Annotated in this window: 12 protein-coding genes, 1 tRNA gene and 1 CRISPR repeat array (1 of these 14 cut by a window edge); of the genes, 7 read left to right on the top strand and 6 right to left on the bottom strand. The window is 52.2% G+C overall.

All coding sequences use genetic code 11. From position 1 onward, the window contains the following. Positions 1-4: 4 nt before the first annotated feature. Positions 5-682 carry an SOS response-associated peptidase gene (locus K1Y77_RS02065; RefSeq protein ID WP_030074438.1) on the top strand — a complete coding sequence of 226 codons (678 nt, stop codon included), beginning with the start codon at positions 5-7 and terminating at the stop codon, positions 680-682. 8 nt (positions 683-690) lie between these two features. After that, on the top strand, positions 691-3,555 hold the full coding sequence (locus tag K1Y77_RS02060; RefSeq protein WP_264430097.1) for an insulinase family protein: 2,865 nt from the start codon (positions 691-693) through the stop codon (positions 3,553-3,555). Positions 3,556-3,586: 31 nt separating this feature from the next. On the opposite strand, the gene sbcB is transcribed toward K1Y77_RS02060, so the two are convergent. The 4 genes from sbcB to minC form a co-directional block, all read right to left on the bottom strand. Further along, on the bottom strand, positions 3,587-5,080 hold the full coding sequence (gene sbcB, locus K1Y77_RS02055; protein WP_264430095.1) for an exodeoxyribonuclease I: 1,494 nt from the start codon (positions 5,078-5,080) through the stop codon (positions 3,587-3,589). A gap of 153 nt (positions 5,081-5,233) precedes the next feature. After that, the gene (gene minE, locus K1Y77_RS02050) at positions 5,234-5,485 is read right to left on the bottom strand and encodes a cell division topological specificity factor MinE (RefSeq protein WP_016915987.1); all 252 of its coding nucleotides are present in this window, start codon (positions 5,483-5,485) and stop codon (positions 5,234-5,236) included. Next, entirely contained in the window at positions 5,482-6,300 is an 819-nt protein-coding gene (minD, locus tag K1Y77_RS02045) for a septum site-determining protein MinD (protein ID WP_030074442.1), read from the bottom strand. Before minD ends, minE begins: the two co-directional genes overlap by 4 nt. A 155-nt stretch (positions 6,301-6,455) precedes the next feature. Next, positions 6,456-7,211, bottom strand: coding sequence for a septum site-determining protein MinC (gene minC, locus K1Y77_RS02040; protein ID WP_030074444.1), 756 nt, complete (start codon positions 7,209-7,211; stop codon positions 6,456-6,458). A gap of 182 nt (positions 7,212-7,393) precedes the next feature. Between minC and K1Y77_RS02035 the strand changes: the two genes are divergently transcribed. After that, complete coding sequence (locus K1Y77_RS02035; RefSeq protein ID WP_264430086.1) at positions 7,394-10,201, top strand: DUF349 domain-containing protein; 2,808 nt, start codon at positions 7,394-7,396, stop codon at positions 10,199-10,201. 93 nt (positions 10,202-10,294) lie between these two features. On the opposite strand, the gene phbB is transcribed toward K1Y77_RS02035, so the two are convergent. Next, entirely contained in the window at positions 10,295-11,041 is a 747-nt protein-coding gene (phbB, locus tag K1Y77_RS02030) for an acetoacetyl-CoA reductase (RefSeq protein WP_030074446.1), read from the bottom strand. Positions 11,042-11,317: 276 nt separating this feature from the next. Between phbB and K1Y77_RS02025 the strand changes: the two genes are divergently transcribed. Both K1Y77_RS02025 and K1Y77_RS02020 read left to right on the top strand, forming a co-directional pair. After that, positions 11,318-11,394, top strand: a tRNA-Met gene (locus K1Y77_RS02025). A gap of 558 nt (positions 11,395-11,952) precedes the next feature. Next, the gene (locus K1Y77_RS02020; RefSeq protein WP_264430084.1) at positions 11,953-12,243 is read left to right on the top strand and encodes a lysozyme inhibitor LprI family protein; all 291 of its coding nucleotides are present in this window, start codon (positions 11,953-11,955) and stop codon (positions 12,241-12,243) included. An 89-nt stretch (positions 12,244-12,332) separates the two neighbouring features. Here K1Y77_RS02020 and csm6 read toward each other — a convergent pair whose 3' ends face one another. Next, complete coding sequence (gene csm6, locus K1Y77_RS02015; RefSeq protein ID WP_264430083.1) at positions 12,333-13,550, bottom strand: CRISPR-associated ring nuclease Csm6; 1,218 nt, start codon at positions 13,548-13,550, stop codon at positions 12,333-12,335. 205 nt (positions 13,551-13,755) lie between these two features. Between csm6 and cas1 the strand changes: the two genes are divergently transcribed. Then, the gene (gene cas1 / locus K1Y77_RS02010; RefSeq protein WP_264430082.1) at positions 13,756-14,550 is read left to right on the top strand and encodes a CRISPR-associated endonuclease Cas1; all 795 of its coding nucleotides are present in this window, start codon (positions 13,756-13,758) and stop codon (positions 14,548-14,550) included. Continuing rightward, positions 14,547-14,879 (top strand): CRISPR-associated endonuclease Cas2, encoded by a 333-nt coding sequence (gene cas2 / locus K1Y77_RS02005; protein ID WP_264430080.1) that lies wholly within the window; start codon positions 14,547-14,549, stop codon positions 14,877-14,879. Before cas1 ends, cas2 begins: the two co-directional genes overlap by 4 nt. 109 nt (positions 14,880-14,988) lie before the next feature. Next, positions 14,989-15,097: direct repeats of the CRISPR family, unit length 36 nt; unit sequence GTCCGAACACTTCCCTGACTTCCAAGGGATTAAGAC; it runs 610 nt beyond the window's last position.

The following is a 15,097-nucleotide window of genomic DNA, read 5'->3' as shown; positions in this document are numbered from 1 at the left end:
AGGCATGACGGGACGCCTTCACGTACAGCGCCTCGCGCTATCACGCCTTGTACCCTCGCTTACTAATGCTGAACCACTGATCGAATCGCCTAACCTAGCACCCCGCCAGCCTGTCTCGGCAATACGCCTTGAACAGGGCCGCCACCAGCTTCAGCCATTATTCTGGGGGCTTACCCCTCCTTGGCTAAAAGTACTCGACCACGCCCCCCATTGCGCCAGAGCAGAAACCCTTAACCAACGTGCCATGTTTAGCGAAGCGTTTAGCGCTCGACGCTGCGTCATTCCCGTTAGCGGATTTTATATCTGGAAAATACAAGCACACAGCAAACAACCCTACTTAGTCACCCACGTTAATCGGGGGCCACTCTTATTGGGCGCGTTATGGTGCCGCTACCACACAACGCTCACCGCCTTTACTGACTCGACGGCGCTAATCAGCGTGCCAGCCAACGCTTGCCTTTCTTCACTTACAGACCGCTTACCCGTTGTCATCCCCCCAGACGCCCTAACGCGCTGGCTGGATCCAACAACCCCTGCTGAATCACTCAATTCATTATTAATGCCCGCGCCATTGGAACTGTTAGGCGCTTTTCCGGTATCAAAACATGTTAATAACCCTGCCTATCAGTCATTGTCTTGCGCCCATCCGGTGGGTCCAATGCTGCGCTGGGCTGTGTCATAGGAGCCGTAATGTTGCGATCTAATGAACCTCTGCCCAACCACTACGCTGCACGGCAGGCCCTTATCGGCGTTGTCATAGGCGTTGCTTGGTACGTGCCCTCTTTCGCCTTTGCTGAAAATACGGCACTTACTCCAGACACCCCTGTAAAAGACGCCATTACCCCTATCGTCAGCCCTTTTGATGAACGCGACTACCGCGTGCTGACGCTAGAAAATGGCCTTCAAGCGTTACTTGTGAGCGACCCAGACGCCGATAAAGCCGCTGCCTCGATGAACGTTCGCGTTGGCAGCGCTCAAGACCCTGACGACCTGCAAGGGCTAGCCCACTTCTTAGAGCATATGCTGTTTTTGGGCACTGAACCGTACCCTCAGTCTGATGCCTATCAGCGCTATATTTCGGATAATGCAGGCTCCCACAACGCGTTTACCGCCCAGCAAGATACCAACTATTTTTTTGATATTGAGCCTTCAGCGCTGCCGGGCGCATTGGATCGTTTTAGCGAATTTTTCCTTTCACCGCTGTTTAACGCCGACCAGTTGGAAAGCGAACGGAATATTGTTCACTCTGAGTACATGGCTCGCATTCGCGATGAATCCCGCCGTGAAAACGATGTACTGAACCAGTTACTCAACCCAGATAATGCCACCACGGGCTTTGCAGTTGGCAGCCGTGACACGCTGGCAAGCCCACCGGAAGGTGAGGCCACCCTGCGCGAGCGAGTGATTGATTTTTATCATCGCTACTATGATGCCAACGTAATGAACTTGGCTATTGTTGCCCCTCAGCCGCTTGATACCCTTGAAGCACTGGTAGTGGAACGCTTTGCCAGCCTTCCAGATAACGACCTAAGCGTTCCAACCATTGACGCACCGCTGGTCGATCCAGACACGCTGCCTCGCTACATTGAACGTCAGTCATTACAGGATCGCCGTCAGCTACGCTTCTATTTCCCGATTCCTGATCCTACCGACGACTACCGTACCAAACCAACTCAGCTAATTTCCCATCTGCTTGGCGATGAAGGTGACGGCAGTTTATTGGCAGCGCTACGCAAAGAGGGACTTGCAGATGCACTTTCGGCGGGAGTGGGCCGAGGAGACGGCAATGAAGCTCTGTTTACTGTTTCCATTAGCTTAACGCCTGCTGGTGCACAGCGGCTGGACGATATCGAGGCCACGCTGTTTGCTGCCATTGAGCAAATACGTAAGGAAGGATTGGCTGAATGGCGTTACGAAGAACAACAAAACCTAAATGAACAAGCATTTCGTTTTCAGCAGCATGGCGCACCGCAGCAGGAAGCCACTCGCTTAGCCATGAGTCTTTCTCGCTATCCAGTGGATGATGTGCAGTATGCGCCTTATAGGATGGATGGCATGGATAGTGAGCGCCAGCAGGTGTATCTCGATGCGCTGACACCAGACAACATGCTGCGCTTCTACTCGGCGCCGGATGTAGAAAGTGACACCATCTCCCCCTGGTTCAACACCCAGTGGAAAGAACTCCCCCCCAACCAGCCAGGCCAAACACTTGGCGGTTTAGCGCTACCTGAACCCAACCCTTTTATCGCCAGCGACCTCACCCTCAAGGCGGGGCAAGACGAGCGCCCTGAGACGTTGATTGATGTGCCTTCGTTTACCGCATGGCACATGCAAGATAGCCGCTTTAACACCCCAAGCGTTGAGTGGCGAGTAAGCCTTCAACACCCCAGCGCCAGCTACTCACCAGAAGAAGCGGTCCTTACCCGCCTCTTAGCGGGTTGGTTAAATGACAGTCTAAACGAGTCGTTATATCCAGCCTGGTTGGCTGGCCAATCGTTCAGTGCCTATGCTCACGGACGTGGTATGACGCTGTCGTTTTCAGGCTGGCGGGATGGCCAAACGCCACTGATAGAGCAGGCGATTGAGCAGCTTAAGCACGCCGATATTTCCCCCAGCGCTTTTGAACGTGTGCGTTATCAATTTCAGCGCGAGTGGCGCAATGCTCCCCAAGCATCACTTTATGGCCAAGCAAGCCGTGCACTGGGCGAAGCATTATTGACCCCTCAGTGGTCAACGGCTGAATTACTTGACGCCAGCCAGCGATTAGAGCGTCACCATTTGGAAAACTTCCGAAAACGGTTTTTAGATGCGCTATACATTGACGCAATGGCCGTTGGTAATCTGGACCAAGATCTAGCGCGTAAGCAAGCTAATGTAATACGCGGAGCGTTAACGCCGCGCCTCACTCGTGAAGACATTCCAACGCTTGAACCGCTCCAGGTAAGCAATGAGTCTGCCGTGCTCCACCCGCACAGCACCCGTGAAGAGTCACTTGTGCTGCGTTATTTGCAGGGCCGCGACAAGACCGCTGAAGAGCAGGCACGCCTTAGCGTGTTGGCTCAGTGGTTGGATACACCCTTTTATCAGCAACTGCGTACCGAGGAGCAGCTTGGCTATATTGTTAATGCGGGCTATTCCCCCCTGCTAGAAGCGCCGGGTATTGCCTTGGTAGTGCAGTCGCCGGATGTTGAAAGCGGTGTGATCGCCGAGCGCATGGACGCCTTTATGGCGGCAGCGGGTGAGCGCCTGAACACACTAACCGAGGAAGCGTTAGCACCACATCGTCAAGCCGTTCATTCTCGTTTGACCCAACGAGACACGAGCTTACAGGGCATGGCAAACCGCTACTGGCAAGCCACAGCACTGGAGGACGTGCGCTTTGATCGCCGTGAACAACTTGCCACACTAGCGTTGGATGTTAGCGTGCGAGAACTGCAAGCACTGTGGCCTACTCTTCAATCACACCAGTTAGATATTCGCTATAACCCTGGCGATTCGCCCAGTGATATCACTCCCTACCGAGAAGCACGCGTGCCGTTTACCGACCCACGCTAAGTACTGATTTAGCTAAACCAAACCCACCAGCTCAGGCATCAAATGCCTGAGCTGGCATCATCGCCTCAACGTACATCACCACCTCTTCCAACACCTGGCGCTCATGATCTGACAAGGACTGCTGGTTATAACGCTCTATTTCACGCGCAAATGCTTTCAGCGTAAAGCCTGACAAGGCCGGATCATTAATACGCATCCAGCGAAACGCCTCCCACTGCTCACGCTCTTCTCCCTCAAGCGTTTCAGGGTAGCTGCGCGCACGGTAGCGAAATAGCATTTCTTCTAGGCGCGGGTCTTGAAAAGCAAAGCGTTGACCGACTAAATCCCAAGGATCCATCGCCAGAGCTCGCTCCATCTGCTGGCGGTCAGCGGCAGAGAAAAAGCTACCGGAATAAAGCATTAAGTCAGGGTCTTGAGGCTCATCTTCGTATCCCGCGTTAAACACCTCAGCGACTTTTTGAGCCACGCCGCTGGCCTCACGCAGTATTTTCCAATGCGCGCGGCAGGCATCAATATCAATCGCTAACCGCTCAACAATCGTGCCGTAGCCGCCTTTGTGTGGGCCATCCGCATCTTTTAATGCTGTCGCCGGAAAGATTACCGGGCAGCGATTAATGTGGATGACTTTCAGCGGTATACGCACCTCTCCCTCGGAAAGATCCTGCTGACTGACAAAGACACGCTCCCGGATTTGTTCAGCACTCATGGCTAGCAGATCACTAGGATCAACGCTTAAATCGTAAACAATAACCCCATTAGGGTTGGTGGGATGCTCGGCCAACGGCATCACCAACGCGCTGCAACCACGGCTAGCTGGGTAGCGACGAGAAATATGTAAAAGTGGTTTAGCGCTGGGCAAATCCAGCTGTTTAGCTACTGCACGTTTGCCGCGCAACCCCAGCAGATAGTCAAAAAGCCGTGGATTTCGAGCTTTCAACAAGCGCGCCAGGGCAATCGTAGCACGTACATCTGCCACCGCATCATGAGCGCCTTCATGGGCAATATTATTGGCCGCTGTTAAGTGTTCAAGTTTAAAGCTAGGCGCACCATCTTCCCGCTGCGGCCACTCAATGCCGTCCGGCCGCAGGGCATAAAACGCGCGCACAACATCAATCAAGTCCCAACGGGAATTGCCGTTCTGCCACTCACGGGAATAAGGATCAAGAAGATTGCGATAAAATAGATGGCGGGAAACTTCATCGTCAAAGCGAAGGCTGTTATAGCCCACCACACAGGTGCCTGGCTCACTCATAAAGCCTTGAACTTGGCGGGCAAACTCCCCCTCAGGCAAGCCTTTCCGCTGCGCTTTTTGCGGTGTTATACCCGTAATCAGGCAAGCAGCAGGATGCGGCAGGTAGTCATCGGCAGGTTTGCAGTAGAGCTCTATAGGCTCACCGATTTCATTTAGCTCGGCGTCAGTGCGTAATGCGGCAAATTGAGCGGGCCGATCGCGACGCGGATCGGCACCAAATGTCTCATAGTCATGCCAGAGAAAACTGACAGGGGCGGCATTAGGTGGCGCCATGGATGGATACTCCCTTGAGCGTGATTTCCTACCGACAAGCGACCAACCACTTGCCAGATGGGGGTACAAAAACCCAAGCCTAGCATACCCACAGTGCCTCTCGCCGCTCCTCTTAGAGTATCGCCTATGCTGTCGCGTCTGACGGGATTGCGATCAGCTTTTCGGCAGCGTTACGTTTAGCTCCAACACTGAGCAATTATCTTCACTATCAAGCGAAATTTGAATTGCGTCGTCATCAACATGGACATAACGACGAATAACTTCTAGCAGTTCGCGCTCAAGCAGCGGCATATAGTCAGGCTGACCACGCTGACTACGCTGATGCGCCACGATGATTTGTAATCGTTCTTTGGCCACCGAGGCGGATTTCTTGCGCTCACGCTTCAAGAACTCCAGCAGTTTCATCGACGACTACCCCCAAACATGCGGCTTAGCAAGCCTTTACGCTGCATTTCATGGAAACGTAATGGCATTTCCTCCCCTAACAATCGCGAGACAGTATCGAGATATGCTTGCCCAGCATCGCTCGAATCATCATGGGTCACGGGCACCCCCTGATTCGATGCACGCAGTACCGCTTCGGATTCAGGAATCAGTCCGAGCAAGTCAATGGCAAGAATTTCACGAATATCATCAAGCGTTAACATATCCCCCGAGGTAACACGGGAAGGGTTATAACGGGTAATAAGCAGATGTTCTTTAACAGGGTCCAAACTTTGTTCAGCGCGCCGCGTCTTGGAACCAAGCAATCCTAAAATACGGTCAGAGTCACGTACTGAGGAAACCTCAGGATTGGTCACCACAATCGCCTCATCGGCAAAATACATGGCGAGCTGCGCGCCTCGCTCAATACCCGCCGGGGAGTCGCACAAGATAAAGTCAAAATCTTGCTTGAGCTGTTCCAGTATTCGCTCAACACCGTCTTGTGTTAGTGCGTCTTTATCACGGGTCTGCGAGGCGGGCAGAATAAATAGGTTTTCAACGCGTTTATCGCGTATCAGTGCCTGATTAAGACCGGCTTCGCCCTGAATGACATTCACCAAGTCATAAACAACGCGGCGCTCGCACCCCATGATCAGATCAAGATTTCGCAAACCGACATCGAAATCAATAACCACGGTTTTTTTACCACGCAGGGCAAGTCCTGTTGAAATGGCAGCAGCACTGGTGGTTTTACCAACCCCCCCTTTGCCGGAGGTCACTACAATAATTTTGGCCAAGAGTCACTTCCTTCTTGAAGTCGTTCATCGCGAGCGCGTTTCAAGGGTCGCTTCACGCACAACGGAAACATCAATGTCAACAACACAACACTGTAACGTATAGCGCTTGCGACGTCGCTAGGCATGAAGCATCAATCCACACTCATGCGTTCGGGCTATCCCAGCGGCTTGATTTCCAACTGCTCTTTAGCAAAATGCACTTCAACCGCACGACCAAGTAACTGAGAGTCGATGTCTTCTAAGCGTTTATAGTTACCTGCTACAGAAAGAAGCTCTGCTTCTAGCTCTCGGCAATAGATGCCCGCGTGGGTATTGCCGTGGATACCCGCTAAAGCACGGCCACGGAGCGCACCATAAACGTGAATACTACCGGCCGCCAATACTTCAGCTCCCGCATTGACTGCGCCGATCACCACCAGATCCCCCTCTGACGCACTTACTTGCTGGCCAGAGCGAACTGTTCCACGAAATAAGCGTGTTGCTATCGCCCCGCTGGCATCTTGCTCAACAGACGGCGCTTTTTTTCCTACTGAGGCACTGGGGTCTGCTGAAGAACCAACGCTCTCCAACACCCTATTTCGCCCCTCTTCAACGGGGGCAAACCAACCAAGCCCTAATGCCCAAGCAGATTGACGTACTGGCTCCGCACCGCCCCGTACCGCAACGGGAAGCAATTTGTGATCGCGACACACCGCACAAATGCGCTCAAGCGCTAAGTGAGGTTCATCGAGTTTTTCCACGCTTAGCACAACCGGTGTATGCTGAAAGAAGGCGGGAGATTGTGACAACTTGCCAGCTAGCTGACACCGTATATGCTCTGGGTCAGCGCTGCTCAATTCCATGACGGTCATTGGCAGCATGCCACCTTTAAAGGTGAAGGCAATGTCGGCACTATTGGCGTTGAGGCTCATGGCCGAACTCCATGTCATGTTCAGGTAAGATAAAGGTAGCGCAATCTCGCGCTAGGCGCTGTGAAGAAGTATTAACCATCACAGTGCCTACAGCAAAGCTAAGCGACAGCGCCGATGACTGCAACTATCTGTCATCGGCAGTTCATTTTTTTCACGTTACGCGCCTCTCTGCAGGATGATCCATGCACGGACTGTTAAGACGCCTGTTCGCTCCTCGGTGGCAACACCCAGATCCCGAGGTGCGTCTCAAGGCACTCGACCAGCTTGACCCGCAACAACCAGAACAGCAACTCGCGCTAAAACAACTAGCGCAGGATAACGACAGCACTATCCAACTTGCTGCCCTACTGGCCCTTGATGACTTAACGGAGCTCGTCAACGCGCTGCCGAAGCATCATCAAGATGAGGCTTGGTTTAATGCTATTTGCCAGCGCCTATGCGGCACTCAGGGACACACCGATCTGCAAAAACGGCAGGCCATCGTGGCAGAACTATCGGAGCCACGCCTGCTTAACGCAATAGCGCTTCAGGGAGATAATCTCAATCTGCGGCTCACCGCATTAGAACAATTAACCGATGAGAACGACCTTGTTCATCAAGCCTGCCATAATGGCGTGGCCGCAGTGCGCCATCAAGCGGCCCAACGTATAGAAAGTGAGGAGAGCCTCAAAAAACTGCTAAAGGAAGCACGGCGTGACCGTCAAGTCATTCGTCACGCACGAGAAAAGCTCACCCAGTTGCGCAATGATGCGGAGTGGCTAGCGGAACAGCAGGCACAGCGAGAACATCTGCTCGCCCAGCTTGAGCAGCACGCCAGGGCACCTTGGGAACCCTTGTATGGCGGCCGTTTCCGTCATTTAGAGCGGGAATGGCAGCGTCTTTCTCATCCACCTAGCGTGGATCAGGAGCAGCGCTTCCATCAAGCATTACTCAGCTGTCGAAAAACACTGCACCATCATGAGACACAAGAACAAGCGCGCCTACAGAGTATTGCTCATCGTGAAGAGATCGAGCGTACCCGTGACCAATTGCTAGAAGGCATTGAAGAAACGTTAGAAGGACTAACCCATGCAGAGCAACTCACGGTTCAAGATATCGATAGTTTGCGGGCGCAGCGCCAACTATTAAGCCAACGCTGGCAATCCCTATCAGACCAACACCCACCAGGCGACACCACCCAGCAACGCTATAGTAACGCACTGAAACGCTACGAAGCGTGCATGGAAGCATGGCAGCGCTGGCAGGCCGTTAGCTCAGACATAGAAACAGCCATTGCCAATCAAGATAATGCAGCCGTTGCCAAGTACGTCAAGCAGTGCGCTTGGCCTAAGCACTTAACGCCGCCGGCACTACTGACACATGCAAAAGCATTAAAAGTTGCTGACGACGCTAGCAAGCCCAGTCCAGCCGCGACACTTAATGCGCTCAGCGCCGACGTGGACAATTTTGAGCACTTGCTAGAACGCGGCGCCTTCAAGAGCGCCAGCCGCCTCTATCAACGTCTCAAGCCATCGGTTGAGGAACTAACGGGTGAAGAAGCCAAGCCGCTAAAAGCACGCGTGAAACAGCTAAGCGCACGGTTAGCAGAACTGCGTGATTGGCGCGGCTTTGTGGCCGGCCCTAAACGCGAGCAGCTCTGCGCGAGTATTGAAGCACTGGCTGACGATCACCACATGGCGGAAGCTGCTTTAGATCGCCATCATCGCCAGTTGGTAAAAGAGTGGAAATCCCTCGGCGACGCCGCTGCTAACCGCGAACAGTCGGCACGCTTTCGCGCAGCCTCTGACCGCATTCATGAACGACTGGCTTCCTGGCGAGAACAGCTGAATCAAGAGCGTGACGCCAACCTTAAAGGCCGTGAAGCGCTGTGCGAACAGCTTGAAACACTGCTTGATCAGCCCGCAGAAGATGCCGACCCTGACATATTGCGCGAAATCCGAGACAAAGCCCGCCATCAGTGGCGCCACTACTCCCCGGTGCCGCGAGATCAGTCAGAAACCGTTGGCCGTCGCTTTGGCGCCATTCGTCATCGTCTTCAAGCGCTGATTGACCAGCGAGCGGAACAGATCGCTAGCCAAAAGCGCCTGCTTATCGAACAAGCGAAACGCTTACTAGACGACACCGAGCAGCCCTTGGCTGCCCGCATTACGCATACAAAACAGCTACAGCAGCAGTGGCGTGCACTAGGCCGCGCCCCTAAAGGCGAAGAACAAGCTCTATGGAAAGCCTTCCGTCATACCTGCGACCAGTTATTTGCTCAGCGTGACGCCCACAAGCATGAGCAGGCAGCGCGACAGCAGCAAACACTTGATCAACTGCAAATACTGATTGACGAAATGGATAGCTGGCAGCCGACCCAAGCTAAAGAGTCTGCGACCCTTGACACCTACCTCAACAGCATTAGCCAGCTTGAACCGTTGCCGCGTAACCGGCGCAGTGACGGCATGCAGCGCCGTCTCAGCGGTATTATAAGAGCCAAGCGTGAACGTTTAAGCCGTCTGGAAATTGCCCATACCGTGCAACAATGGCAAACCGCGTTACCGCTGATAAATGCCCATCTTGCTGCTGATCAACAAGCGCTGGCTGGCGAACAGCCACACGCAATTGATGCCAAAGAAGTATTGAGCGAGGGGCTGCCCACTATATTTACGGAGGCACATCAACAGCGCAATCATGCACGGCTAACCACCTCAATCCCCCTATCGGCCGAAAAACATGCCGAATTGGAAGATAGCCTGGCGCGTTTAAGAGTGCACTTGTCACTGCTGGCACTTGGCAGTGTCAAACAGCGTGATGAACCACTCAGGTTGGCTATTCAAGTAGAGCGGTTAAATGAGGGAATCAATAACGAACGCAACCGCTCGGATGAGATTATCGATATATTAGCGTCACTAATGGCATTAGGCCCGATGCCTGACCCACTGTGGCGTAAAGAAGCAGAGGAGTTTAATCACCTGTTTAATCACCTCGCAAGGGTGCCTCACCCATAGCTTCTTATCACCCAAAGACGTTAACGGGAGGCGATCAGCCTCCCCTTTAGACACAACTCTTGTGAAGAAAACAGCGTCATAGCCCAGGGCGGTTTAGCCCATGAATTGACCACCGTTAATGTCAATATTCGCGCCGGTAATAAAGCCAGACTCTTTATCTGCCAGGAACGTTACCAGCCGACCGATTTCCTCTGGCGTGCCATAACGCTTCACTGGAATGGTTTCACGAATGGCTTCACGCACCTGCTCAGGAATTTTCATAATCATATCGGTCGCAATATAACCAGGCGATACCGTATTGACGGTAATGCCTTTGGTTGCAGTTTCTTGCGCCAACGACATGGTTAACCCATGCATGCCCGCTTTAGCAGCTGCATAGTTCACCTGCCCAAACTGACCTTTACGCCCATTGATAGAAGAAATATTGATGATGCGCCCATAACCTTGCTCCAGCATCATCTCAATCACACTGCGGCATGTATTGAAGACGCTATTAAGGTTGGTATCAATTACTTGATGCCACTGCTCATAGGACATCTTCTTCATAGTGCCATCACGAGTAATACCAGCACAGTTGACCAACACACTGATCGGCCCATGCTTTTCATGAATTTCGCGGGCACCTTCCAAGCAGGCATTATGGTCGGAAAGATCAACACCCGATAACGCAATGTTGTCATAACCGGCGGCTTTCTGAGCTTCCAGCCAGGTTTTGGCTTTTTCGGGATTATGATATCCCGCCACCACCAAATAACCCGCATCCGCCAACGAATGACAAATTGACGTTCCGATTCCACCAGTTCCACCGGTTACCCAGGCGACGGGGACTTGATTAGCCATTGACTACCTCCCTGACATGACGAAAAGCTTGGACACTGAGCACTAGCGTGGTGTCACAAACCCTTCTAAATAAGCGCCGTAGCGCTTTAGTATTCACAGCGCATCGTATTGTTAATATGACGACACACTGACAGTAAGCTTTTTTTTATCCCTATTGGAAGCATAGCTTTACTATGACAATGTTGCAGCACGATGAAAGTCGCAAGCAAGCATAGAAGCGTTTTATGCATGGGGTTGACTTCGCGCCAAATATGCGTAGAATACGCAACACGTTGATGCGGGGTGGAGCAGTCTGGTAGCTCGTCGGGCTCATAACCCGAAGGTCATCGGTTCAAATCCGGTCCCCGCTACCAATATTTTGAAAGGCAGATCAGTTACTTACTGATCTGCCTTTTTTGTGTTTGTTTGTTGACTAATTCCCCGCGACACATTTGTGACGAGCATGCAATACATTAGCTTTCTCTATTTTATGAACAATTTCTTCTAACGACCGTCAGGCGATTTATTCCCCACCCCATTTTATTCCCCACCCCATTCATTTTTCTTTTTTGCCCTAAAGCTGCGCCGATGGCGTGCCTGTTGATCACTAAACTATGCACCAGCCTCAAAATAACTATGTACCAGCCTCAGAATAATTGGCTATTTTAATAATAGAAGCTGTGGGATTAATCCAGCCGACGCCTTTCACTGAACCGTCGTCCGCAGCAAAGCGCTGAGCCTTTCATTCCTCAAGCGTCTTGTGGCTGTTAAAGATAACGCTCTCTTCTAGCCATAAACACACTCCATCATCAAAAGAGATAAATAGTGCTATGCAATGTCCAGACATCCGTCGCCCCCTACTCATCGCGACACTACTACTAGTGAGCACTGTCGCAGTCAGTAACGAAAAATCGCACTCGTATGAGGTGTGTATGCAGCAAGCCATTAGCACGCTCGATATGGTCACCTGCATATCGAACGAATATGAGCATCAAGATCAGAGGCTCAATGATAACTACCAGCAGCTTCGTCACCAGTTGAGCAGTGAACGGCGCGACCAGTTGCTCACCGCCCAACGGGCATGGATTACATACAAAGAAGCTAATTGTGGTTTCTATGCCGACCCAGAAGGAGGAACAATGGCACGCATCAGCGCCAATTCATGCTTGCTCAACGAAACCACCCAACGAGCGGATGAACTGGAAAATTTGATGCGCCCCTAACAAGCCAGACTAGCCGCCGTCAAAGCTCTTTACCGAAAGCCCGCGCCACCTTTCGCCTTGGTAACCGTCAATAAACAGAGCAGGCCGAGTTAACAGAGTAAAACCTGCTCCGGCATTATATTCAAAGCGTACCCGCCTCCCTTGCGTGTGCGTGAGTGCTTTTGACCTGCATCGTCAAAATACAATCCTGGAGAAATACGCGAGGCAATACCCTCAGGCAGCTCCGCCTTTAAGCGCCGTTTGATGCGGTTAGTCGCTTGGCTAACATCTAACCCACGCAACATATTCGCAGAGAAATCAGACGGACGTATGCGAGCGCCCTCTAACACTGCTTCATGATGCTTTAACCACTCCTCCACCTGCGGTCGCAGATCACGCTCCGCATCGTAAGGCAGTCCCAAATGCACCGCCAGCCGTGCCATCACCGCATGCCCTAAATAAGCACTATTCTCTTCGCCTTCTGGCGTATGACGACGCAGCGCGCCATCCTCTTCTTGAGTAGCGCGAGCCACGGTTTCATACCAGCACCAGTCAAACAGCCCGCTGAAGGTTAATGAATGGATATACTGACCATCAGCAAGAATGTTTAGCGTTTGCTCGGAGCCGTTCAAACGAATACTCAAACGATGCGGCTGAGCACCTAAGTTAATTAAATCAACTAAGTGACGAAAACTCATGGGTTCGCCACGCTGCTGGAGCATATTAGGCAATTGATCACGCTGTCGGATAAAGGGAATATCCGCAAGGCTGACAATGGCTTCTGCCATATCCAGCGGCTGCCCATCACGGCCTACAATCATTTGAGACGTACGTGTTGGAAAAAAGAAGTCAGGGTGACTTTCGTAGCCAGCCCCCACCAACACATGCGACATCCTGTCTTCAGGCCGCCCAAACAGGCTCATTGCGTAGCCCAAATAAAACGTCATGGTCTTACGTCCACCCGCAATCGACGCATGCAACGTGGTCTTTTCATCGGCAGTCAGCTCGCGCACGATCTGCATAATGAAATCCGCTAGCGCCTCATGATCGGCGAGTGTACGAGCATCGTCTACCGGCTTACCGTCAGCATCCGGCACCACATTAATCACAACTTGCCCAGGGGTATACCGTGGCATTTCAAGCTCATCACACAGAGCGTTCAGCTTGCCTTCTTCAAATAGGCTGCGCGATAGCACTCCCTCACCTACTCGCGTGGTGATGATATGCAGCTTTTCAGGCCATGGACTGCGCTGACGATGCAGGCCAAAAAGTGTCTCAGTGATGACTTGCGGAGTCATACCAGTAACCGCGAGCAGGGTAAGCGCCATAAACACTCCTGTATTACATTCAGCGAGAATTAAGTAAACGTTATAGGTTTGGCTAGTTTAACGCTTAATCCCACCAACACCGACCGCAAAAATTTTCACCCTACCGCCAGAAAATTTTTATAGCTCGCGCTCGTGCTTCTAAGTTGCCACATTGCCATTGATCGTAATGCATGAGGGGAAAGCGTATGTTCAGGCGGCAATTAAGATGCACTTAACCGCATGGTTAGTAGCTTATGACATTCATGATTTCATTGTGGTCAACGAGCGCTATGCCGACCGCGGGTTTTCTCTCTATGCAGATCACCTTCAGCAAGCTCATCGCCGCAGCGTGCAATACCACTGGCAATCAACTAGCGTCAGCCGCCTTTCCTGGTCGCGTCATGTCGTTAGCCATAAATTAAAGGTGGCGATTTCACTGTTACGCGGACGAGGTCAAGCGGCAGATGCGCTGGCTGTTTCCATGGCAAACAGCGCAAGACAAGCGCTAACCGCACCTAACGAAGCAATGCTGCGTGGCTGTGAAGGTGGTGCGCAAAAAGCACTGTTTAACTATTGGCGCCAACAGCTTTCGCCCTCTCTCGGATTTACTCAACGTAAACGTCGACCGCCGCCTGACCCTGTCAATGCCATGCTGTCACTCAGCTACATGCTGGCTTACGAAGAGAGCGTGAGACAACTCAAACAGGTAGGTTTAGACCCCTCTTTAGGTTGCTACCACCGCTTGGTTAGCGGGCGAAAATCACTTGCTTGCGACTTAATGGAGCCGCTACGACCGCGTATTGAAGCATGGGTTATCACACTGTTTGCCGAAGGCACCCTCAACGGGCGCCACTTTTCCCCACCGGACGAGCGAGGCTGCTGGCTAGGCAAGGAAGGGCGTAAACTTTATTACGCGCATTTGGATGGCGCCCAACGGCAGTGGCGCCGCTACCTAGCGGGCTATGCTCGTGTACTAGCCCGCACAGTGGACCAACATACACTGCCGGAGGAACCCGCATGAGCCAACCACAGTGGCAATTGGTAGTGTACGATATTCGTCATGAAAAACGTCTACGCCGAGTACACCAGCTGCTTCAACGCTGTGCGTTTGCGCTGCAGGCATCCGTATTTGCCTGGCATGGTGATTATCGCCAACTGCAGTGTCTTAAAAAAGAGCTGGCTAGGCTCATCGACCCGAAAGAAGACGACGTTCGCGGCTATCCGCTACTTTCGGATCACGGCATTATCTGGTGGGGCAAAACACCGCTGCCCGAAGGGTTACATGTGGAGGGGTTTCCAACGCTTGAGCATCGTAAACATTTCGGGCAAGATGATGGCTTGGCCCATTAAAAAAATGCCTAGCACATTACAACCTAACAAGCAAACTTTTTATGTTCAAAACAGTCGTTATTTTTTGCCTGCAAGCAACTGATATAAAAGGACTATTTTTGAGCCTACTGTCCGAACACTTCCCTGACTTCCAAGGGATTAAGACGGATCGTGGGTTTGCATCTCCTGAGGATGTATGTCCGAACACTTCCCTGACTTCCAAGGGATTAAGACGCCGA

Origin of the sequence: Halomonas qaidamensis (genome assembly GCF_025917315.1) — a bacterium.
GTDB classification, from domain to species: domain Bacteria; phylum Pseudomonadota; class Gammaproteobacteria; order Pseudomonadales; family Halomonadaceae; genus Vreelandella; species Vreelandella qaidamensis.
Note: the sequence above shows the minus strand (reverse complement) of the source record. Positions and strands in the feature narration are given on the sequence as shown.